Origin of the sequence: Ruegeria arenilitoris, assembly GCF_013030265.1 — a bacterium.
GTDB classification, from domain to species: Bacteria; Pseudomonadota; Alphaproteobacteria; order Rhodobacterales; family Rhodobacteraceae; genus Ruegeria; species Ruegeria arenilitoris_E.
The window spans coordinates 34723-56615 of the sequence record NZ_WPZQ01000003.1 but is presented as its reverse complement, the minus strand read 5'-3'; the positions used below and the strand labels follow the sequence as shown (position 1 = coordinate 56615).

18 protein-coding genes are annotated in these 21893 nt (G+C 53.6%); 8 read left to right on the top strand and 10 right to left on the bottom strand.

Features of this window, described 5'->3' with window-relative positions; genetic code table 11:
* Window positions 1-6 precede the first annotated feature (6 nt).
* The 3 genes from GOX61_RS05515 to GOX61_RS05505 all read right to left on the bottom strand — a co-directional run bounded on the left by GOX61_RS05515 (window position 7) and on the right by GOX61_RS05505 (window position 3404).
* Entirely contained in the window at window positions 7-873 is an 867-nt protein-coding gene (locus tag GOX61_RS05515; RefSeq protein WP_170331925.1) for a carbohydrate ABC transporter permease, read from the bottom strand.
* Between the two features lie 108 nt (window positions 874-981).
* Complete coding sequence (locus tag GOX61_RS05510) at window positions 982-2283, bottom strand: ABC transporter substrate-binding protein (RefSeq protein WP_155150391.1); 1302 nt, start codon at window positions 2281-2283, stop codon at window positions 982-984.
* A gap of 95 nt (window positions 2284-2378) precedes the next feature.
* Window positions 2379-3404 carry a LacI family DNA-binding transcriptional regulator gene (locus GOX61_RS05505; protein WP_170331923.1) on the bottom strand — a complete coding sequence of 342 codons (1026 nt, stop codon included), beginning with the start codon at window positions 3402-3404 and terminating at the stop codon, window positions 2379-2381.
* Window positions 3405-3524: 120 nt separating this feature from the next.
* Here GOX61_RS05505 and xylB point away from each other — a divergent pair, with 120 nt between their 5' ends.
* From xylB to GOX61_RS05485, 4 genes are all read left to right on the top strand, one after another.
* Window positions 3525-4961, top strand: coding sequence for a xylulokinase (gene xylB / locus GOX61_RS05500; RefSeq protein WP_170331921.1), 1437 nt, complete (start codon window positions 3525-3527; stop codon window positions 4959-4961).
* Window positions 4962-5214: 253 nt separating this feature from the next.
* Window positions 5215-5784, top strand: coding sequence for a VOC family protein (locus tag GOX61_RS05495; RefSeq protein WP_254436766.1), 570 nt, complete (start codon window positions 5215-5217; stop codon window positions 5782-5784).
* Between the two features lie 677 nt (window positions 5785-6461).
* A complete protein-coding gene (sstT, locus tag GOX61_RS05490) occupies window positions 6462-7691 on the top strand; it encodes a serine/threonine transporter SstT (protein ID WP_170331919.1) in 1230 nt (409 codons plus the stop codon).
* Between the two features lie 260 nt (window positions 7692-7951).
* Window positions 7952-8326 (top strand): VOC family protein, encoded by a 375-nt coding sequence (locus tag GOX61_RS05485; protein ID WP_170331917.1) that lies wholly within the window; start codon window positions 7952-7954, stop codon window positions 8324-8326.
* Between the two features lie 215 nt (window positions 8327-8541).
* Here the strand turns inward: GOX61_RS05485 and GOX61_RS05480 are convergent, their stop codons facing one another.
* Complete coding sequence (locus tag GOX61_RS05480) at window positions 8542-9555, bottom strand: LysR family transcriptional regulator (protein WP_254436765.1); 1014 nt, start codon at window positions 9553-9555, stop codon at window positions 8542-8544.
* On the opposite strand from GOX61_RS05480, the gene GOX61_RS05475 reads away from it, so the two are divergent.
* The 3 genes from GOX61_RS05475 to GOX61_RS05465 all read left to right on the top strand — a co-directional run bounded on the left by GOX61_RS05475 (window position 9549) and on the right by GOX61_RS05465 (window position 14219).
* Entirely contained in the window at window positions 9549-11075 is a 1527-nt protein-coding gene (locus GOX61_RS05475) for a sulfatase family protein (protein WP_170331914.1), read from the top strand. The two genes, GOX61_RS05480 and GOX61_RS05475, sit on opposite strands and share 7 nt — an antisense overlap.
* Before the next feature lie 34 nt (window positions 11076-11109).
* Window positions 11110-12771, top strand: coding sequence for an ABC transporter substrate-binding protein (locus GOX61_RS05470; protein ID WP_170331912.1), 1662 nt, complete (start codon window positions 11110-11112; stop codon window positions 12769-12771).
* A 413-nt stretch (window positions 12772-13184) separates the two neighbouring features.
* Window positions 13185-14219: an AraC family transcriptional regulator gene (locus GOX61_RS05465; protein ID WP_170331910.1), complete on the top strand. Its 1035-nt coding sequence runs from the start codon at window positions 13185-13187 to the stop codon at window positions 14217-14219.
* A 153-nt stretch (window positions 14220-14372) separates the two neighbouring features.
* Here the strand turns inward: GOX61_RS05465 and GOX61_RS05460 are convergent, their stop codons facing one another.
* From GOX61_RS05460 to ugpB, 6 genes are all read right to left on the bottom strand, one after another.
* Window positions 14373-14708: a hypothetical protein gene (locus GOX61_RS05460; protein ID WP_170331908.1), complete on the bottom strand. Its 336-nt coding sequence runs from the start codon at window positions 14706-14708 to the stop codon at window positions 14373-14375.
* A 614-nt stretch (window positions 14709-15322) separates the two neighbouring features.
* A complete protein-coding gene (locus GOX61_RS05455; RefSeq protein WP_170331906.1) occupies window positions 15323-16270 on the bottom strand; it encodes a glycerophosphodiester phosphodiesterase family protein in 948 nt (315 codons plus the stop codon).
* Window positions 16270-17325, bottom strand: a complete 1056-nt coding sequence (locus tag GOX61_RS05450) for a sn-glycerol-3-phosphate import ATP-binding protein UgpC (RefSeq protein ID WP_170331904.1) — start codon at window positions 17323-17325, stop codon at window positions 16270-16272. Before GOX61_RS05450 ends, GOX61_RS05455 begins: the two co-directional genes overlap by 1 nt.
* A 3-nt stretch (window positions 17326-17328) precedes the next feature.
* Entirely contained in the window at window positions 17329-18165 is an 837-nt protein-coding gene (ugpE, locus tag GOX61_RS05445) for a sn-glycerol-3-phosphate ABC transporter permease UgpE (RefSeq protein ID WP_155150595.1), read from the bottom strand.
* A gap of 20 nt (window positions 18166-18185) precedes the next feature.
* The gene (gene ugpA / locus GOX61_RS05440; RefSeq protein ID WP_155150415.1) at window positions 18186-19067 is read right to left on the bottom strand and encodes a sn-glycerol-3-phosphate ABC transporter permease UgpA; all 882 of its coding nucleotides are present in this window, start codon (window positions 19065-19067) and stop codon (window positions 18186-18188) included.
* A 61-nt stretch (window positions 19068-19128) separates the two neighbouring features.
* Window positions 19129-20439 (bottom strand): sn-glycerol-3-phosphate ABC transporter substrate-binding protein UgpB, encoded by a 1311-nt coding sequence (ugpB, locus tag GOX61_RS05435; RefSeq protein ID WP_170331902.1) that lies wholly within the window; start codon window positions 20437-20439, stop codon window positions 19129-19131.
* A 178-nt stretch (window positions 20440-20617) separates the two neighbouring features.
* Here ugpB and GOX61_RS05430 point away from each other — a divergent pair, with 178 nt between their 5' ends.
* Entirely contained in the window at window positions 20618-21532 is a 915-nt protein-coding gene (locus GOX61_RS05430; RefSeq protein WP_170332576.1) for a LysR substrate-binding domain-containing protein, read from the top strand.
* Window positions 21533-21893 lie beyond the last annotated feature (361 nt).

Here is a 21893-nt window from a genome sequence, read left to right as displayed (position 1 = left end):
ACCTCCTCACGCGTCCAGATTCTTGCCGACGATGCGCATCAGGAAGATGGCAACGATATTGGCAAGGATGATTGCGTAGACACCTCCGGCCGATCCAAGGCCGACATTCTGGCTTTCCAGCACGCGCTGGAAGATCAGATAGGTGAGTGTACGGGTGCCGAATGCGCCGCCGGTGGTCACAAAGATCTCGGCGAAGATCGACAGAAGGAAGATCGTCTGGATCAGGATCACGATGGTGATCGCGCGGCTGAGATGCGGCAAAATGATGTGGTAGAAGCGCTTCAGCGGTGGCGCACCGTCCATTTCAGCGGCTTCCAACTGTTCACTATCCAAAGACTGGATCGCGGTCAGCAGGATCAAGGTCGCAAAGGGCAGCCACTGCCAGGATACGATGATAATGATCGACGTCATCGAAGCTTCTGACAGCCATGAGATCGGTTCGGCTCCAAAGAAACGCCATAGATGGGCCAGCAAACCGTTCACCGGATCCATGAACATGTTCTTCCAGACCAGCGCGGAAACTGTCGGCATGACGAAGAACGGCGCGATGACGAGGATGCGTACAACACCTTGGCCCCACATCGGCTGATCCAGCAGCATGGCTAACAAAACACCCAGAATAACCGTGATCACCAGCACTCCGCCCACGATCACCAGCGTCGCTTGTACGGCTGGCCAGAAAGAACTGGACGAGACGAAGCGAACATAGTTGTCGAACCCAACCCAGCCCAGATCCCCACCGCGCAGTGGCAGATACTTCTTGAACGAGAAATACAGGGTCATGGTCAGTGGGACGAGCATCCAGCCAAGCAGCAGGACAACTGCGGGCGCCATCATCAGGCGAGCAACGGATCGGGAATGTTGGGTTGCCATGATGCAAGACCTCTCTGTTCAGGCGTAACGCTAGCCTGCGAGAAAAACGTGATTTGTGGAAGTCGAGAGCGGGGGACAGATCTCTGCCCACCCGCTGGGGAGAAGATCTCAGTAGCCTGCGGCTTCCATTTCTTCAGCGGTGAAGGCCTGCGCTTTGGCAAGTGCTTCCTCAACCGTTTGCTGTCCGGCATAGACTGCCGAGAACTCTTGGCTGACCTGGGTTGCTATACCTGCGAATTCCGGGATCGCTGCAAACTGGATGCCAACGTAAGGTACGGGCTTGACCGTCGGATTGTTCGGATCAGCTGTCAGGATCGAGTCCAGCGTCATCTTGGCAAACGGGACTTTCTGGTATTCCGGATTCTCGTACAGAGATGTACGTGCTCCTGGTGGAACGTTTGCCCAGCCTTCGTTTTCAGCGACAAGCTCAATGTAGTCTTTTGATGTCGCCCACTCGATGAACTGCTTGGCTGCGTCTTCCTGCTGTGTACCGGCGGGAATGGCCAGCGCCCATGCCCAAAGCCAATTGGAGCGCTTGCCCAATCCGGTATCGGGTGCCAGCGCAAATCCAACATGATCCGCGACAGTCGAGTCATCGGGGTTGGTCACAAACGAAGCCGCAACGGTGGCGTCGATCCACATGCCGCATTTGCCCTGCTGGAACAGCGACAAGTTTTCGTTAAACCCATTTGTAGCATAGCCGGCCGGGCCGGATTCCGTCATCATTTCAACGTAGAAGTTCAACGTATCGGCCCATTCTGGCTGATCGAACTGAGGCTTCCAGTCTTCGTCGAACCAGCGGGCACCGAACGAGTTTGACATCGCAGTGATAAACGCGCCGCCTTCACCCCAACCGGCCTTACCACGCAGGCAGATGCCGTTGATGTCGGCGTCACGGTCGGTCATCGCGGCTGCCGCTTCTTTGATGAACTGCCAGGACGGTGCCTCAGGCATCTCCATTCCGGCTTTTTCCATCAGGTCGGTGCGGTACATGATCATTGAGCTTTCGCCATAGAACGGCGCTGCATACAACGTTCCATCATGGCTCAGGCCGCCAGACATTGCAGGTAGAATATCGGCGACGTCGTATTCAGCCGACATGCCGTCCAGCGGCACCAGCCAGCCATTCGCGCCCCAGATCGGGGTCTCATACATGCCGATGGTCATGATATCGAACTGACCGCCCTTGGTGGTGATGTCGGTGGTCACGCGCTGACGCAGCACGTTTTCCTCCAGTGTCACCCACTCAACATCAATGCCGGTCGCTTCGGTGAATTTGTCTGTATAGCCCTGCATCCGGATCATGTCGCCGTTGTTCACAGTGGCGATGGTGATGGATTGCGCATGGGCCGCTGCCGTGGCGACGAAAGTCAACGCAGTCGCCGCACGAAGTGCGTGCTTCAGATACATCCCTGTCCTCCCTGAGCTTGGATGTCGTGCAGAGAGCCTAGAGTGTAAATTATCGCGACGTCAATATAAACTTTACGCGCGTTAAAAAATTTGAGTTACGCAGAGTCCCTCAAAACGAGTCGTGCAGGGAAAAGAGTTTCAGTGCGGTTTGCAAATTCCCCACCACTTTCAATGAGTTCGAACAAAGTTTCGACACTTCGTCCGGCCACATTGTCGTAGTCATGCGCTGCCGTAGTCAGTGATGGGCACGTAAATTTTGCGAACGGGTGATCATCATTTGAGGCCACCCGCAGGGTGCAGCCTTCTTTCCGACCGACCCGAATCCCCTGCTCGAAACAGGCTGCAAGAAAGCCAATGGCGAGCCGGTCGTTGCTGCACAAAACCGAGTCCGTCTTTAGTCCGCGCTCTTCCAGAATTTTAAGTGCACCCCTGTGCCCGATCTCTTCAAAGGCCCAACCTTTGCCATCTACTTTAATGATATGCGGTTCGAACCCCAGGCGCTCCATCACTTCGATATAGGCCTTCCTTCGCTTGTTGGCATTTGGGTTCGCAGGTGTGCGCATTTCAAAGAAAGAAGGGGGCTCACCCGTCCGTGTCATGTATTCCACGGTCTGCGACACAAAACTAAAATTGTCCGAACCAACAAAGGCCGCACCCAGACCATCTAGGTTGCTGTCAAACAGAACAGTCGGCACATTGGCGCAGAACTTCTCGATCGCGGATCGGTCAGACATGCGTCCCAGAGGTGCCAGCAGAACTCCTGCCGGTTTCATGGATTGCAGCCCGTCCAGAATTTCGTTCTCCAACCTTTGTTCACCATGCGAGCTGAACAGGGACGGGCGATAGCCTGCTGCAAAGCAGGATTGTTCCAGATATCGTGCGATTTCTGCGAAAAAGGGGTCAGCCAGATAGGGTACGACGATCCCGATATTCTTGGTCAGCTTTCGGTTCTGGTTCACCGCATAAATATTGGGACGATAATCGAACCGTTCGAGCGCTTCTTCGATGCGAGCCCTTGTTGTCGGGCGAACACTGTCGGGATCGTGGAAGTACTTGGACACAGTGGGCCGCGAGATCCCGCTCAGGGTCGCGAATTCTTCCATATTCTTAATTTTAGTCATGCCAGCTTGCCTGCGGATCTTAGTCGCCTTGATCTTATCATGTTTTTACATATTCTTTGCGCGCGCTAAAAAATCAATAGCCAGACAAGTTCCGGGCGTTTGTGCAGGCAAGGGGTTTGAATGTATCTCGGGATCGATATCGGAACGTCAGCGGTCAAGCTTGTTTGCGCGGATACCGACTGCATTCTTGCGACGTCTTCAGTGGGGCTCAAGACGTCTTCACAGCAGCCCGGCTGGTCAGAGCAGCACCCCGATCTTTGGTGGCAGGCGACGCGCGATGCCTTGAGGCTGCTCGCAGGCAAAATCAAACTATCAGAGGTGAAAGCCATCGGGTTGTCCGGTCAAATGCATGGAGCGGTTATTCTCGATCGCGACCTTCGCCCGATCCGCCCGGCAATATTGTGGAACGACAGCAGGGCAACATTTGAATGCGATGAATTGCGCATGACCCAGCCGCAGATTGGGCAGATCGCGGGTGTCCTTCCCTTGCCGGGATTTACCGCGCCGAAGATTGCATGGCTTAAAAAACATGAACCGGCAAACTATGCCCGACTTGCACATATCCTGCTGCCCAAAGACTACATCGGTCTACGCCTGCACGGAGAGTTGGCAACTGATACGTCAGATGCTGCCGGTACAATGTGGTTCGATCAGGCTTCGCGAAGCTGGCATGTAGGTATCGCCGAGGACACAGGGGTTTCGCCCGATTGGTTGCCACAGGTTTTTGACGGCCACAGGGTGGTGGGGGCTGTGACAGCACAAGCTGCCGCCGAGAGCGGGTTGAAATCCGGTGTTCCCGTGGTGGCCGGAGGGGGAGACGCTGCAACAGGAGCGATATCTTTGGGCGCGACGGAACCGGGGCGTGGTTTCATCTCGCTTGGGACCTCTGGCCAACTGTTTGTGGCAGATCGCAAATACAAGCCCAACCCTGAACGTTATGTACACGCATTTGCGCATACGCTGCCCGAGCGTTGGTATCAAATGGCGGCGATGCTGAACGGCGCAAGGCCGATTTCATGGATCGGCGGTCAACTGGGGCTTTCCGCGATTGAAGTTGTTGCCCTTGCCGAAACGGTAAGAGGTGATCGCGTGCCGATTTTTCTGCCTTACCTTACCGGTGAACGCAGCCCCCTCGGAGACCCACACATCCGGGCCTGTTTCTTTGGCTTGGAGGACTCAACGACACGCGCTGACATCTGTCGTTCAGTATTGGAGTCAGTTGCATTTTGCTTTGCTGATGCGGCTCAGAGCTTCGGTGACACGATGGGCAGTCTGTCGGAGCTGGCTGCCATCGGTGGGGGTGCTCAATCAGATCTGCTGTTGAAGCTGATCGCTACTGCGACTGATAAACCGATAGTACGTTCGGAAGGAGCCGAAACTGGCCCGGCCTATGGTGCGGCCCGGCTGGCGGCTTGTGGCGACGGTGCCGTTACTATATCCGATCTCGCGTTTCAGCCGCCAACAACAGATAGGTTCGAGCCAGCCGAAATGGCGCTGCTGTTCGAGCGGTTGGCCCAATTTCGCCGGCTTTATGCTGCCATCAAGAACGTCAGCTAGCAGCCTCTAAACATCCTTCGCGATCTCAAGCGTGATGAAAGAGCTTTGTGTCGCATATGGTAAAACCCTTTGTCGTCCCACATTTTCAATATGGCCACACAGAGTTTTGCCACTTGGCATCCATAGTTATTCCAGTCGAGATAGAACTTAACAGTGCCTGTGACGTTTCCTGCTGCGCACCCCTTGATGAAGCCGCGCACCTGAACTCACTTCAACAGAAGTGGTAAGTCTGGTAAAAAACGGGTCGCTCAGATTGGTTGAGCGCAGTCGATACAGTAAAACCTTGCAATTAGCCCTGCCGAAAATCTGCGGCGTTCCCTCCCTATCCAAACTCTTTGATACAGGGCTTGCCTGTCGTCTGCCTTTGAGATTTTCTGAGCAGACTGACCAATCAAAAGACCGGGCCTTCATGAAAATTGAATTTCACCACATCAACTTTGTCTCAGAAGACGTCGATCGGATGCACCGGTTTTATACGCAGGTTTTGGGGCTGGCCGATATTCCGATTGAGAACTTCCCCAGGTCAGATGAGACTGACGATAGTGGCTACAGTGGCAAGATTCGTTTCGCGACCGATGGCGGAATGCAGATGCATCTGGCTGAAAAAAACCTGGAAGTTGCGTTCAAGAACGGTGAGACGATTAACCCCGTCGAACGTGGCCATATCGCATTTCGTACCGATGACATCGAGGCGTTCAAAAAATTGCTGGACGACAACGGAATTCCTTACTCGGACTACGGTACCGCCTTCGCAAAAGAGTGGCACCAAGTGTTCTTTCACGACCCAGAGGGAAATATTATCGAGGTCCATCAAGCGGTTTGATTTGTATTGAAGGTACCTGTTTGAACAAGCCAGGCTGGTTGGTTGGGCGTTGCCAGGTATTCATTTCCAGCTTGCATCCTTTGGCCACGATAGTGCGCGTTAGTGAAGCGAAAGTACCTCTATTCCAGAAGTTTGGCCGGTGGCTCGACTAGGAAAATGACAGCATCGCCCATACAGACCACACCGTTCTAAAACCTGAACATGATCCGCCCGCTGGGGTTATTGAGCAGTTCGAAAACTGGAAGATCGAGCCGATCTGGCCTGTTGCATTCAGGCAGATACCTGAGTTTCGACCGCAGGGTTTACACATCTTCGATGCGGAAACTCATCCGACCATTGTGGCCGATGGCTTTATGTGTTCGTCACTGGATCGCAATGGCCGGATAGGAGTGGTTAGACAGAGCCTTCGCTTGGGGAAAGTTATTAAGAATTATTTAGATGTCATTTAGTGGCGCAACCAAGTTGACGTAGGGTAAGACTTTGTAAGGACAGCATAAATTACGCTTTTTCATTCAAAAAACAATTACTTCAGCCAAGACCTGCAAAAGCCTCACCCTTCTTCAGACGTTTAAATCAACTCCATAGCGCCCAAATAGCCACCAGCCTTTCAACTTTAATCGTGCCTGTACGGGAGTGAGTCTCACCCGCCAGGCCCCTATTCAAACTGGATGGTCCCCATGAATTTTATTCTGCGCGGTAGCCTGGTTACTCAAATTTGCATCGGTCTTGTAGCCGGTGCTCTTCTCGCCACTCTTTGGCCTGCTGCCGGCTCCGCCGTTGGCCTGCTTGGCGACTTCTTCGTCGACGCATTGAAGGCCGTTGCGCCAGTACTGGTGCTGATCCTTGTTTGTGCTGCGATCACAAACCATAAAAAGGACAGCGAGGCGCGCATGGGCCCCGTGGTACTTTTATACATACTCGGGACCTTCGCAGCCGCACTGGTCGCTGTTGGAGCCAGCTACATGTTTCCGGTCACATTGCATCTGACGGGTGCGCCGGAGCTTTTGGATGCCCCGGATGGTTTGGCTGAGGTGGTCAAGAACATCCTGCTGAAAATCGTGGATAATCCGGTGAATGCGCTGGCAACGGCTAACTATATTGGCATTCTCGCCTGGGCTGTTGGCCTTGGGCTGGTCTTCCGCCACGCCAGCGACTCGACCAAGACCCTGATGTCGGATCTGGACGGCGCAATCACCAAGATCGTTGCAGCAATAATCCGGGTGGCCCCAATTGGTATCTTCGGTATCGTGGCTTCGACGATAGCTGAGACCGGCTTTGCGACACTTGCGAGCTATGGCCAACTGTTGGCTTTGTTGATTGGCTGCATGATCTTCATGGCGCTGGTTGTGAATCCTCTGATTGTGTTCCTCAGCATTCGCAAGAACCCTTATCCGCTGGTTTTCACCTGCCTGAAGGAATCCGGAATTACCGCTTTTTTCATGCGCAGTTCAGCTGCCAATATTCCGGTAAACATGGAACTTTGCCGCCGCATGAGTCTGGATGAAGAGACCTATTCGGTCACTATCCCAATCGGCGCGACGATCAACATGGCCGGCGCCGCAATAACCATCACAGTCATGACGCTGGCAACCGTGAATACAATGGGCATTCAGGTTGATTTCCTCTCGGCTCTGTTCCTGAGCATCATTGCCTCGATTGCCGCTACTGGGGCTTCGGGCGTAGCGGGCGGGTCACTGCTGTTGATCCCAATGGCTACCAGCTTGTTTGGCATCGACAACGCAACGGCCATGCAGGTGGTTAGCATCGGCTTCATCATCGGTGTTCTGCAAGACTCTGCAGAAACCGGTTTGAACTCATCGACCGACGTTCTGTTCACCGCGGCGGGATCGTACAAGCAAGGCGACCCATACCCACGTAAATTACCCGTGGCACAGGTCGCCGCTTAGGAACTGCGTAAAACACTTCAACCGCTGACCCCGGTCGGCGGTTGATCGGCCGCTTGGTCCAGTTTGAGGTCAGCGGCCTGGTCAATGGACAAGATCTGTTATGCTTAGCAAAGCAGACATTGGGTTTCGCTGGTTTCAAGAATGCTTCCCTTTCAGGCATTCTTCGATCATGCATACGGCTCATTCGCTACGCATTCGGTTGCGTGACTTTGTCCGGCCATTGGGGGTAGTCTTGCCCTACTTTTCGAGGGGAACAGCATATGACCAATCCGGTATGCCATTTCGAAATACCGGTTGCGGACATGGATCGAGCAATCGAATTCTACCAGCGCGTTTTCGGACTTGAGCTCAATCGTCAAATGGTCGACGGATATGAGATGGCGTTCTTTCCCCGTTCGGACGATCAGGCTGGAGTAAGTGGAGCCTTGGCGAAAGGTGATGTTTACAAACCATCGCAAACGGGCTGCATTCTCTATTTCGCTGTGGACGATATCGACGAGGCCTTGCGACGATCCGAATCCGAAGGTGCAAAGTTACTGTACCCAAAGACAGACATTGGGGACGGCGGTTATGTAGCTGAAATCGAAGACAGCGAAGGAAACCGGATTGCGATCAACGCCGCGAAGCCTTTGTGAGCAGAATTTGTTTTCGAGCTGATCGCCAGTTGTTTCTAAACCAACCTATCAACGCCTTTCTCACCGTTGAGATTTCAGGCGGGTAGACTTGAATCCCAGAAACCATCCGAGCAAGTTTGGAGCATCCTTTCCAAAAGCGTTCACTTGTTGCGGTTGTTCCAAGAATTTTGTGATTTGGTCTGGCTAGCTTCGTTTTATTTTCAACGTGTCCACCGCTAACAGATGAAGCCACTGATCCATGCTCGGATTTTTTCGACCTCTTCAATTAAGTAGGTTTGGAATTCGCGATCTATCAGCGATGCGCTGGTGCCCAAAGGCTCGAACACTGCAAACCTGTAGTCCGGCAAATCTTCGACAATACGGGGTTGTCCGTCATGGTTTTGATGCCAGTAATGGGCTGTAAACGCATCTACTATTGGGAGGCCGCCGCAGTGCTGGCTGAGGGTAATTGCGGCCAGAGATGTCTCGGCGGTCAAGGGTGAGTGGATATTTGCACCCACGTTGCGCACTGCCAGCTCATCCGCGACTTGCCCCAACAATCCAATGATCGGATAAGGGCGCAGATCGCGCAGCAACAAAGGGGTTCGTTGCGAACCAAGCGGATGGTCAGCAGGCACAAGGCACATGTGGGGTATTGTGCCTTCGTGAAGGACCCTCATACCGGATGGCATATGTAATACATTCGCAAAGCCGGTTCTGAGTGTTCCAGAACGAGCAAAATCCAGCACCCATTTCGAGGATTTCACCTGCCATACCACTTTGATGTTTTTCTCGGCGACCTGAAGCCGGGCAAGGGCGCTGGGCACAATTTCCAGCGATGCCGCCGTTATGGTCGCGATCGACAAGGTCCCTCGTTCCTTTCGGGCGATCTGTGCGGCAGCCTCTTCCAGATTTGTCAAAACGAGGTAATTCCGTTCGACTTCTTCGAGGAAGGCTTCAGCTTCTGGTGTCGGAGAAACGCCTTTGCTTTTCCTCTGGAACAAGGGCACGCCAAACTGCCTCTCCAAGTCGCCGAGGATTCGGCTGACACTGGGCTGGGACAGGTTCATTCTTCGCCCGGCTGCTGAGACGGATCCGGTCTGCATGACCGCCCTGAACACGGCTAACTGCTTCTGCGTAAACATGGTATTTGTTTTGCAAATATCAGAGGTAATTAATAGTATTTTTCTGAATGCAATAACGTCGCTACGCTTTTTTTGACTATCTAACGCGGGCGATATCGATGCCAAAAAATATCATCCTGATCATGACCGATCAGCAGAGAGCCGACAGCTTAGGCTGCACTGGAAACCCTGTCGTCAATACTCCGAACATCGATGCTCTGGCCGCGCGCGGGGCGGTGTTTCGTCAGCATTTTACCCCGCACCAGATCTGTTCACCAAGCCGTTCGACATTGTTTTCCGGCCTCTACGCCCGCAATCATGGTCTGACCCGCAACGGAGTGGCCTTGCCCGGTGACTTGCCTCTGATCACCCATGACCTGAAAGAATCGAGCTATCGGACGCATGGGGTCGGTAAATTTCACTTCCAACCCATCCTGGCCGGGCTCGAACACGCTATGCCAGATTCGAACGCGTTTTGGAAACTGCCCGAAAGCGACGGTTGGAATGGCCCGTTTTACGGGTTCGATACGGTGGATATCCTGATCGGTGAATCCGTAAGCGCCACCGAAGGCGGCCACTATGCGCAATGGCTGAACGAGACCGCACCGGACGCCGCGGCGCTATATCTACCGGAAAACGCGCTGGAACCGCAGGCCGGAGATATGGATGAGGTCTGGAAATCCGCGATCCCATCCGAGCTTCATTACAATACCTGGATCACCGACCGGGCGCGCGATTTCGTGCGGGATCAGGACAAAGAGCAACCCTTTTTCCTGTTTGTGTCTTATCCCGATCCGCATCATCCGTTCTCACCGCCTGCGCCTTGGTGTGACATGTACGACCCGAACGACGTGCCCGCCCCGGCACTGAGGCCGGACGAACTGTCTGACATGCCGTCCTACATACTGGATGGTGACCACGAGGAAACAGGCAAGAGTTATGTGGAGTTCCTGCGCAACCCAGGCCCGCCACGCGAGCAGGGGTTCATGCAGACAACGCAGCGGTTTTCCGAAACTTCGCTGCGTCAGGCTATCGCCCACACCTATGGAATGGTGTCGATGATTGACGACTGCATTGGTCGTTTGATGGCCCAACTCGAGGCAAGTGGGCTGGCAGAAGACACGCTGATAATATTCACGTCAGATCACGGAGAGCTGCTGGGCGATCACGGTCTGATCCGCAAAGGCCCGAGCCCTTACAGATCGCTTCTCCATGTTCCACTGATCATGGCGGGCCCCGGTATTGCGCCGGGCGAACGGAATACCATTACCAGCCATCTGGATTTGCGCGCGACACTGCAGGACTACATCGGGCTTCGGTCACAGCCGACGGATGGGTACTCGTTTCAGCCCCTGCTGTCGGATCGAGATGCGCCCGCCCGGTCGGAGCTGTTTGCCGAATATCATCCACGTACCCGCATGGATACCTACAACCAGACCCTCATGACAGGTGATTGGCGTATCACGATCTATCCCGAGAACCCGGAGTGGGGAGAATTGTTCCACCTGCTCAATGACCCGGGTGAACATATCAACCTGTTCTTCGATCCGGAATATAGCGCAAGAAAACAGACCTTTATTGAGCGAATGGCGCGTGAATTCCCAGCTGCCGCGCAGGCAGGTGGACCATCTCTTGCCACTTACTGAAACGTGCCCGCTCAACCAACACAGGGAGCTTCCTATGAACTCAAATCAAACAAAGCGAGATGTGCACCCCGCCGCGGAAATGCACGCTTGCGAATTGCGCGACGGAAAAATCACAAGGCGCGAATTTCTTGCCCGTTCCACCGCACTTGGTCTCAGCGTTGGTGCTGCCTATGGCCTGTTGGGCGAAGCCAGCCCGGCATATGCACAAGAGGCAACGCCTCAACAGGGCGGTACTTTGCGGATACAAATGGATGTCAAAGGGCTGAAAGAGCCTCGCGTTTACGACTGGTCCCAGATCGGGAACATGACCCGTGGAACATTTGAGTATCTTGTCGAATACAACAATGACGGGTCGTTCCGGGGAATGTTGCTGGACAGTTGGGAGGTGAATGACACCGCAACGGAATACACGCTCAAGGTTCGTCCCGGCGTGACATGGCATAACGGCGACCCTTTTACTGCCACTGATGTGGCTCGCAATATCGAAGGCTGGTGCGACAAGACGGTAGAGGGCAATTCGATGGCCGGTCGTATGGCAACGCTGGTGGATAAGGAAACCGAAAAGGCCGTTCAGAACAGCATTCAAGTGGTCGATGATCTGACCCTCAAACTGATCTTGCCGCGTCCCGACATTTCACTGATCCCGGCCATGGCGGATTATCCAGCGCAGATTATCCACTCGGAGTTCAACACCAACGATCTGCTGAACAATATAGGTACGGGCCCATACAAAATTGCCGAGCTCGCGGTAGGTGAGAAATGTGTTCTGGAGCGCGTCCCGGATCATGTCTGGTGGGGGACAGAAGTTTATGGCGGTCCATATCTGGATCGCATCGAATATCTGGATTTTGGCACGGACCCTTCGGCCTGGCTTGCAGCAATCGACGCTGAAGAAGTTGACATGCTCCATGAGTCAGTAGGCGAGTATATCTCCATCCTAGACGATCTGGGGCTGGAGAAATCTGAGGTGGTCACCGCCTCGACCCTAGTGGTTCGACCTAACCAACTGGCCGAGGTTGATGGCAAACGCCCCTATGAAGATGCCCGGGTGCGGCGGGCGCTGGCAATGGCGGTAGACAACGCTGTTTGCCTCGAGCTGGGCTACAACAATTTTGGGGCACCTGCTGAAAACCACCACGTCGCGCCTGTGCATCCGGCCTATGCCGAACTGCCGCCACCTGAATTCAACCCGGCCAAAGCCCAGCAGCTAATGAACGAAGCCGGAATGGCTGATTTCGAGCATGAGCTGATCTCAATTGACGATGACTGGCGTAAAAACACCTGCGATGCGGTAGCGGCCCAGTTGCGTGATGCCGGCATCAAAGTAAAGCGGACAGTGCTTCCGGGCTCCACTTTCTGGAACGACTGGACCAAGTACCCGTTCTCGGCCACAAACTGGAACCACAGGGCTCTTGCTGTACAAATTCTGAACGTGGCCTATCGTTCAGGCGAGGCTTGGAACGAGTTCGGTTGGGAAAACAAGGAGTTCGACGCCTTGTTGGATGAGGCGCTGGCGATTGCTGACGCGGATCAGCGCCGTGAAGTCATGGCGAAAATCCAGAAACTGATTCAGGATGAAGGCGTTGCCATTCAGCCCTATTGGCGCGCGCTATACCGCCACTACCGCCCCGGTCTGGCAGGTTGTGGACAACACCTGACGTTTGACCATCATCACTACAAGATGGGCTGGGTATGAGGCATGCTTGTGGGGGAAATGGCAAAGTTTGCCCCACACTTTACAACCATATAACTGCGGCAAAAACTGAGACTATCGGGACGGGACAGCCCTAGCCAATTGAACGTGCCCTTATCGATTCGAGGTCGCGGATGTCTGGAAAGTAAGGCTGCAGTGAGGCATGGCTCTGCGATTTTGCAGGTCAGACAATATCCGTAACCACGATAGTTTGCGGTCGCAGTATGCGCTTCGCGATCATACATGGGTCGCGCGGCGCGCGTCAGTTTGGGGCTCACCGCTTCCGTTCTCTGCGGCTAGCCCCCTTGTAGCAGCCAAACGATTGCTTGGCATAGCTTTTGCACCCTGTCTATTATTGCCCAAAACACAAACGCCCCGGTTTCACAGGGCGCATCAATTTCGGGCGGTATGTCAACGTGAATGAAAACCAAACTAGTTCTGATAGCCAATCCTGGAATGTTCCAGGTTTTGGTGTGCATCACATAGCCAAACTTCTGGACAACAGAGGTTTAGATATTGTTGCGCTGCTGAAATCGTCCAACCTACCCGTTGATATTCACGAAACTCCCCCGAATTTTGTCGACGTTCGGAATGAACTCCGCCTCCTGGAACTCGCTATCGCTGAGACCGGAGACCCCCTGTTTCCCATCTCTGCAGGGACAACCTTCAACCCGAGAAAAACAACACTTCTCAGCTATGTCGTTCTGAATTCTCCGACCGTTGGCGAGGCAATCGAGAAGGCCGTGAACTACGCTCGCTTGGCTCGGGGTTTTGCCAAACTGTCATTCTATGAAGACGATCGCGGCATGTTTCTGGAAATAGATTCCGTTGCCCAGCTTTTGCACGCGGATGGTGCTCACAATGAGTTTCGAGTTTCCGCTTTCTTGACAAGTCTTCAAATCGCAGCTGAGACAGCATTACCTGTGCTTGAGATACGGTTTCCGCATAAATTGACCGAAGAGAAGCAAACACAGATTTCCAATGCACTATCGGTTAGTGTCAAACAGGGCCAACGCGTTCCAGGTATCCTGTTTGACAAGGCGGTGATGGCCATTCCTATCAAGGATACGGACCCCGCATTGCTTTTGCATCTTGAAACGCATGTGCAAAACCTGATGAAGGAGTTAACGCCAGTCATCGGTGAAACAAGTTCGATGGTTCAGGGTGAGATAACTTCGCGACTGTCATTCAATGCTCCGACACAAGATGAAATCGCCAAGACGCTTGGGATGAGTATCAGTACACTTGGTCGTAAACTTGCCAAAGAAGGCACAACCTACAAGCAGCTGCTAAAGGACATTCGTGCAAGGCTGGCAGAGCAGTATCTTGATGACCCCAAACTCAGTCTTTCCGAGATTGCTTTTGCGCTGGGCTATTCTGATCAGGCAGCCTTTACCAATGCCTACAAGACTTGGACGGGCCACTCTCCAGGCAGTGTTCGCACGGCTTAGAGCGATCTCAGGTTGCTCAAATTCGTCTGGGACGGTGAATTAAAGCATGTTCTGGCGTTTCGTCATGGAAACCGCGATCAAATAAGAAGCCGTGGAGCTTTCGTCACAGTTCCGGGGGACTTCACCAAGACGCAACGAAAAGCTCTCCTTGGATCAATAGCATGGCGAATATTTGCTATGGTGTTTTTGGTGGGGAGGAATCTCGCTGCATATGGAACCCAGTGGCACCGCACTAAGACCCGGTTCAAATTCTCTGTTGATGGCAGCCTCGGAGTCTCCATTAACTGCACTCCAGTCGGCCCCGCCCAGCCCCGCAACCGGCAATTCGGTCCCGAAGGTTTCGTTCGATTCCAGGTGGGCGCTCAGGTTCGGACGGGACAACTCACCTCCACCCAATGCTGCGTGGCCAAATGATGGATGCGCCATGGACATTCCAGCACTTGTAACAAGGGTGAACACCGTAGCGGTTGCAATCATTACCTTTTTCATCGTTTGGCTCCTTTCAGTTGAGTGTGTTTGACACGCTGTGTGTGCACTCAATTTGGCAACCTGCGGCTCAGATTTATTGCGCTGGCACGTCAAGGTTTTGAGAAAAGACACCAGTTTTGGCCCGTTGGCGGCATACGTTGCTGCACAGTCAGTTCAACAAAACAACTGGCCATGTTTTTATGCGACCCACAGATTGGGCTGATTGCTCTCGTCGGCATGCGTGCCAAATCCGCGAAATCGAAAACGAGCCGCCGAACTAAAAAAGGGCGCGCCGGTCAAAAGCGCGCCCCAGTCCACAGGGAGGATAATGAAAATCTGCGCTTTGTAATATATTCAAGCGCAATCAACTAATGCCCTCAGTATTGCCGGTTCCAACGCGTGTGTCAGTGACGCGGGTCACACTTCTGAAAATTTGGGCACGGTCTGGAGTTGCGTCACGGAATTAGAGATCAGATGGGAAGTCCGCCCGTTTCTGCCGATCTTCCACGTGGCGAACTCCGACGAGTCTCTATGCCTTTCGTCTAACAAGGCAGATCGAAGTAGTGACGCGGTTGTTCCTTTCTGACCGAAACTGGAAGAAACATGATTGGCGTCGGATAATTATGACGTAAAAATCACTGGTGAGTGACGTGCCAACCCATGCCTAAATCCGACAGCTGCCTTTGAACCCGTCCAGGATAGTCAGATACGATTGCGTCCACGCGAAGGTCGATCATCCTACCTATCTCTTCGTGCTCATTGACCGTCCACACGGCAACACACAGGCCCAGCTCTTTTGCAAGTGCCACATTTTCTGCTGTTACATCCGCATAGTATGGGCACCAAAGCGAACCGCCGGCTTGTTTGACCAGCGATGGAATTTCATCGCGACGGCCGCGAAAGTCCGGACAGACAGCTTTCGAGGAATCTTCGCCAACATCGTCCGCATTTTCCGGAAGCTGGGTAAGATAAGAAGACGGCATGTCAGGGGCTTGTCGCTGGCATTCCTCCAACAGATTCCAGTCGAAACTGTGCAATACCGCGCGCGATGACAGACCTTTGTCACGAACTTCCTGAAGAACTCGCCCGACAAAGTTCTCTCTGGAAGGCGCATCGTGAGCCAGGTCAGGATCCGACTTCAGTTCGAGCATCAGATAGGCATCGCCGTATTTGGGATCATCGATCAAATTGAGCAGATCCAGAAGCCTTGGCGCTTGAACGCCGTCCAGTTGAGCCTGATCCGGAAAACGACGACCATAGGCCGATTGCCCGTCCAATCGCCCGATGTCGAACTGTCGGATCTGTTCATAAGTAAGCGAAGAGACTTTTGGTTCCTCGCCAGTCAAGAACTGACCGTTCGTGTCGCGAAAAGTCGGCCCGTGCAGTCGGTGATTATGAGTAATAACCGGCACGTTGTCTGCGGTGAGAACGACATCAAACTCGAGCAGCGGCACGCCGATTGACAGCGAAAACTCGAACCCGAGCATGCTGTTTTCTGGCAGAATCCCGCGTGCGCCGCGATGGCCCACGACGCGGATGACATTTTCGCCTCCGCGAAATGCTTCGACCTGTGGAAAACCCATTAGCTATCCAGCCTTTTGCCGGTTGCAGGATCAAATAGGTGCATATGCTCAGGCTTGACAGAGAACCTCATGTTCGGATGTCGACCTTCAATCGGATGGACGCCCGGGAGGCTTATCGTGATCGTACCGTCTGAATTGGCCAGGTGACCGTGCAACAGCGTGTTCGCGCCTAGGGGTTCAGCCATCTGAATCGTCGCTTCTAAGGGCCCGTTTTCATCCAACAATAGATGCTCTGGCCGTATGCCAAGTTTGACGACCATGTCTGCTCCGGTGGACGGGCCCACCTCAAGATCACCAATTTTGATCGAACCATTTTTACGCCGGGCTTCAAAAACATTCATCGCAGGACTGCCAATGAATTGTGCAGCAAACAGCGTCTGTGGTGTTTCGTAAACCTCAAGGGGCGTACCAATCTGTTCGGCGATACCGCCGTTCATGACGATCATTCTGTCAGCCATAGTCATGGCCTCGACCTGATCATGGGTGACATATAGCGCAGTGATCCCTAGCTTTTCCTGAAGTTCGCGGATTTCCAAGCGCATCTGAACACGCAGTTTGGCGTCGAGGTTCGAAAGCGGTTCATCAAACAGGAAGACGGCTGGCTCCCGGACAATAGCCCGGCCCATTGCCACGCGCTGACGCTGGCCGCCTGACAGCTGTCTGGGTTTGCGATCCAGTAAGGGTTCCAGCTGCAACAGCTTGGCAGCTTCGGTCACTTTTTGATCGATTTCAGCCTTGGGTAACTTGGCGATTTTCAGGCCATATCCCATGTTCTGCCGCACGGACATATGTGGGTAGAGCGCATAGTTCTGAAACACCATCGCGATATCGCGATCCATTGGTTCCTTGTCGTTAGCCCGTTCCTCTCCGATCCGGATTTCTCCCGCAGTTACGGTTTCCAGACCTGCAACCATCCGGAGTAGCGTGGATTTCCCGCAGCCCGACGGCCCAACAATTACGATGAACTCACCGTCCGCGATATCTATGTCGATGCCATGGATGACGTCGGTTGGGCCGAAGCTCTTTTTGACATTCTCAAGGGTTACTGTTGCCATTTCTTACTTCTCGCTATCGACAAGGCCGCGCACAAAGAGCTTTTGCATCGACACAACCACGATGACCGGCGGGATCATTGCCAGAATGGACGTCGCCATAATGACTGGCCATTCGGCCACATCATCACCGGAGGGGAACATCTGTTTGATACCCATCACGATGGTGTTCATTTCGGGGTCGGTGGTGATCAAAAGCGGCCAGAGATATTGGTTCCACCCATAGATGAACAGGATCACGAACAACGCCGCGATGTTGGTCCGGCTCATGGGCACCACGATATCAATGAAGAACCGCATCGGACGGGCTCCATCTACTCGAGCAGCTTCGGCCAGTTCATCTGGGATCGTTAGAAAGAACTGACGGAACAGAAACGTCGCCGTGGCAGAGGCGATCAAGGGGAAGATAAGCCCATAGTAGCTGTTGAGCATGCCGAACCCGGCAACAACTTCGAATGTTGGAACAATTCGAACTTCAACCGGCAACATGAGCGTCAGGAAAATCAGCCAAAAGAACGTCGTCCGCCCGGGAAAGCGAAAGTAGACAATCGCAAAGGCAGAAAGCAGTGAGATCACGATTTTGCCCACCGCAATCCCAATCGCCATCACGAGGCTGTTGAACAGCATGGTGGCGACAGGGACATTCACACCAGAAAACAGCGCGGCCTTGTAGTTTTCCCAGAACTGATCGCCGGGAAGAATTGGCATGGGTGGCGATACGATTTCCGGCTGGGTCACAGTCGACGCCACGAATGCCAGCCAGATCGGGAAAAAGATGATTAATACGCCAAGGATCATCATGGCATGGGTCAGCCAGATGCCCATCCCGCGTTTTTCGACCATTCCGTGTTGTTGGGCTGCCATCAGTAATGCACCCTTTTTTCCACGTATTTGAATTGAATGACGGTCAGCAGGCCGACAACGATCAGCAGGATGACTGATTGTGCCGAAGATGAACCGAGGTCCTGTCCGACGAACCCATCCGAGAAGACCTTGTAGACCAGAATAGTCGTCGCCTGTTGTGGACCACCGCCGGTAATCGTGTGGATCACGCCGAAGGTTTCAAAGAAGGCGTAGACGACATTGACCACCAACAGGAAGAACGCGGTTGGTGACAAAAGCGGCAGCACGATCGTGAAGAACCGGCGCCAGAAGCGCGCACCGTCAATCGCAGCAGCCTCAATCACCGATCTTGGGACTGATTGCAGTGCCGCGAAAAAGAACAGGAAGTTATAGCTGATACGCCCCCAGGCCGAAGCAACGACCACCAGTCCCATGGCTTCGGTGCCGTTCAGAACGTGGTTCCAGTCATAGCCAAGCTGGCCGAGGTACCACGACACGACACCAACACGCGTGTTGAACATGAACAGCCACAGGACACCGGCCACGGCGGGGGCAACGGCGTAGGGCCAGATCAGCAGCGTCCGATAGACCCCCGATCCCTTGATCAGGCGATCCGCAATGACCGCCAGAAACAAAGCCGGGATCATTGAGCACAGCGTTACGAGCGTTGAAAACACTGCAGTTGTCACAAACGACGCGCGGTAAAACTTATCGCTCAGCAGGAACTCAAAGTTGCCGAGCCCCACAAATTGGGACGACAGCCCAAAAGGATCAGGTATGAACAGAGATTGCCAAACAGCCTGCCCAGCCGGATAGAAAAAGAATACAGCGGAAATGATGACCTGCGGGGCGATCAGCGCCAATGGCAAAAGCCAGCCGCGAAAGGTAACGCGTTTTTCCATCCTGATAGTCCACTGAAGAAAGAAAATGCGGGCCCTGAAAAGGCCCGCATCGAATTACGACTTATTGATTGGCGGATTCGAAACGGCGCAACAGCGCGTCACCGCGCTCTTTCGCGCTGTCCATTGCTTCCTGAGCGGTCTTCTCACCGGACCAGACGGCCTCAAGTTCTTCGTCAATGATGCCACGAATCTGATCGAACGATCCCAGACGCAGGCCTTTCGAGTTTGTAGTTGGTTCTTTCGCTGTCATTTGAATGACTGCGATGTCGGTGCCTGGGTTTTCATCATAAAAACCTGCGGCACGAGTAACCTCACCAGCTTCTGAGGTGATCGGAAGATAACCGGTGTTCTGGTGCCAGGCCGCTTGTACATCAGGTGATGACAGGAAGCTCAGGAACTCTCCGACGCCCTTGTACTCTTCGGGGTCATGACCTTCCATCACCCACAGCGAGGCGCCACCAATGATGGTGTTCTGTGGCTCGCTCACGGCCGATTCCCAATAGGGCAGCGGGCGTACATCAAAGTCGAACTCCGCTTCTGAGCTGATCCCGGCATAACCTGCCGAGCTTTCGGTGAACAAGGCGCATTCGCCAGCGCGGAAGTTCGCGCCACCTTCGTTTCTGCGACCTGTGTAGATGAACTTTCCGTCTTTGGCCCAGTCACCCATTGCAGTCAGGTGTGCAACTTGGGTCGGACCGTTCAGCATCAGCTCGGTATCCAGTCCGGCAAAGCCGTTGTCTTGCGACGCAAATGGAACATCGTGGTAGGCTGAAAGGTTCTCGAGGTGGATCCAGCTTTGCCATGCGGTCACCAGCGGGCAGTCTTCGCCACCGGCTTTCAGCTGTTCAAGTACGTCACCGACTTTTTCCCAAGTGGACAGGTCTGTATCAGGATCGACACCCGCCGCTTCCATGGCGTTGCGGTTGACCCACAAAACCGGCGTCGAAGAGTTGAAGGGCAGGGAAAGCATGTCGCCATCTGTGGTCGTATAATACCCTTTGACGGCGCCGATATAGGCGTCAGGGTCAAAGGACGCACCGCTTTCGGCCATCACTTCGTGAACTGGTTTGATCGCACCTTCCGCCGACATCATCGTTGCAGTGCCAACCTCGAAAACCATCAGGATATGCGGCTGCTCACCCGCGCGGAAAGCCGCGATACCTGCGTTCAGAGTTTCCGAGTAGTTGCCCTTGTGGCTCTCGACTATGACGAACTCATCCTGGCTGGCGTTGAACTCTTCAACCTGGGCTTTCACAAGATCACCCAGTCGACCGGTAAAGGCATGCCAGAATTGAACTTCGGTCTGCGCCATCGCCGCCACGGGGGACAACGCAGTAGTTACGGCGAGAGCGCCGAGAAATTGCTTATTCATGATTCCTCCCATGCATCAAATTGATGCGTTCACTAACACCAAGCGCATGGCGCATCTGGTGGGCTTATTATCCCAACGACGTTACCGATGGCAAAATATAATTCAAGACCTTATTATTGGCAAAAAACATAACATTATATTATATGGTGGCGGGACGCACCGGAAATCGGAACCAATCATGAGCCAAATCTTGAGAATTAGACAACTAGAAGCGCTTATGGCTGTGACCACCAGTGGTTCGGTGACCGGGGCGGCGGCAGAACTTGGGGTCAGTCAACCTGCTGTCAGCAGACTGCTATCAGATTTGGAAAAATCGCTTGGGTTTCAACTTTTTGACCGGAGCAAGGGTCGTTTGGTGCCAACACAGGAGGTCCGCTATCTACAGCCCAGCGTAGAGCGAGTTCTGGAACTCATGAAACAGATCTCTGATGTCAGTCAGGACATCACACAGCGCAAGGCCGGGCACATCCGTGTCGCTTGCTTGCCTGGGTTCGCTACCAGCCATCTTCCCAACGTCGTCGCCGAGTTTTTGGAGGATCGACCCGGTGTCACCATGACAATCGAGCCAGACAGACCAGAGCGTATTCTCGAGTGGATGATCGGTGAGCAGTATGATTTCGGTATCACTGACAGCTTTAACGGTCATCCGGCTGTTGAAAGCAGAAACATCGATGTTCGCACAGTATGCGTGTTTCCTACTGGGCATGAGTTGGAAAACCTCTGCGAGATCACACCGCATGATCTTGCAAATGCCAAGATTATTCACACACGTCGCGACAGCGACTTTTTTGGGCGCCTCTCAAAAGCGTTTCAAAACGCCAATGTCAAATTGAACTCCCACATCGAGGTCAGGCAGTTCACAGCGGCCTGCGAGTTGGCGGTTAAAGGTGTGGGGGTGTCTGTGGTAAGTGAGTTGGACGCCATCCAGTATGCGGCACGCGGGTTGAGCTATCGGCCGTTCAAGCCAATCTTGTCACATACACTCTCGCTTGTGCGCCCGATCTTGAAGCAACCGTCACTTGTGACGCTTGAATTCATCGAACAGTTCCGTGAAAGCTTGGTCCCGTTCAAGGCAGAGGAAATCATCCGATAGCCAAAGGGTTGCGAATGCGGACGTGGACTGCTGGCAAGCCACATATTCTTGGTGCCCATAGTGAACAGCGGATTTTTTAAGCGTTCCGATCTACGCCAAAACGCACCACGCACGTAGAGCCAAGAGCAACGAAACATCCATTGGCTTTGCTACAGAGTGGAGAAGGTTTTGCTCCTAACTTTCTAATGTTCGTTTTGTCCGCTCACTTATCATTTTCCACCTGATGCTGAACGTCTGGGGTGTGTGGTCCGTAACCTGCTCTACGAGAGAAAGACTGAAGTGGAACCAACGATAATTCTTGGCTCGTCCGACCAGTTGACGCAACGGCAACGAATTGCGGCAGTGAACCCTTTTTTGCCGA

Excerpts from the sequence above, each read along its gene's own strand:
- GOX61_RS05515 (WP_170331925.1), bottom strand. The coding sequence starts at position 873 with ATGGCAACCCAACATTCCCGATCCGTTGCTCGCCTGATGATGGCGCCC.
- GOX61_RS05510 (WP_155150391.1), bottom strand. The coding sequence starts at position 2,283 with ATGTATCTGAAGCACGCACTTCGTGCGGCGACTGCGTTGACTTTCGTC.
- GOX61_RS05505 (WP_170331923.1), bottom strand. The coding sequence starts at position 3,404 with ATGACTAAAATTAAGAATATGGAAGAATTCGCGACCCTGAGCGGGATC.
- xylB (WP_170331921.1), top strand. The coding sequence starts at position 3,525 with ATGTATCTCGGGATCGATATCGGAACGTCAGCGGTCAAGCTTGTTTGC.
- sstT (WP_170331919.1), top strand. The coding sequence starts at position 6,462 with ATGAATTTTATTCTGCGCGGTAGCCTGGTTACTCAAATTTGCATCGGT.
- GOX61_RS05485 (WP_170331917.1), top strand. The coding sequence starts at position 7,952 with ATGACCAATCCGGTATGCCATTTCGAAATACCGGTTGCGGACATGGAT.
- GOX61_RS05475 (WP_170331914.1), top strand. The coding sequence starts at position 9,549 with ATGCCAAAAAATATCATCCTGATCATGACCGATCAGCAGAGAGCCGAC.
- GOX61_RS05470 (WP_170331912.1), top strand. The coding sequence starts at position 11,110 with ATGAACTCAAATCAAACAAAGCGAGATGTGCACCCCGCCGCGGAAATG.
- GOX61_RS05460 (WP_170331908.1), bottom strand. The coding sequence starts at position 14,708 with ATGAAAAAGGTAATGATTGCAACCGCTACGGTGTTCACCCTTGTTACA.
- GOX61_RS05455 (WP_170331906.1), bottom strand. The coding sequence starts at position 16,270 with ATGGGTTTTCCACAGGTCGAAGCATTTCGCGGAGGCGAAAATGTCATC.
- GOX61_RS05450 (WP_170331904.1), bottom strand. The coding sequence starts at position 17,325 with ATGGCAACAGTAACCCTTGAGAATGTCAAAAAGAGCTTCGGCCCAACC.
- ugpE (WP_155150595.1), bottom strand. The coding sequence starts at position 18,165 with ATGGTCGAAAAACGCGGGATGGGCATCTGGCTGACCCATGCCATGATG.
- ugpA (WP_155150415.1), bottom strand. The coding sequence starts at position 19,067 with ATGGAAAAACGCGTTACCTTTCGCGGCTGGCTTTTGCCATTGGCGCTG.
- ugpB (WP_170331902.1), bottom strand. The coding sequence starts at position 20,439 with ATGAATAAGCAATTTCTCGGCGCTCTCGCCGTAACTACTGCGTTGTCC.
- GOX61_RS05430 (WP_170332576.1), top strand. The coding sequence starts at position 20,618 with ATGAGCCAAATCTTGAGAATTAGACAACTAGAAGCGCTTATGGCTGTG.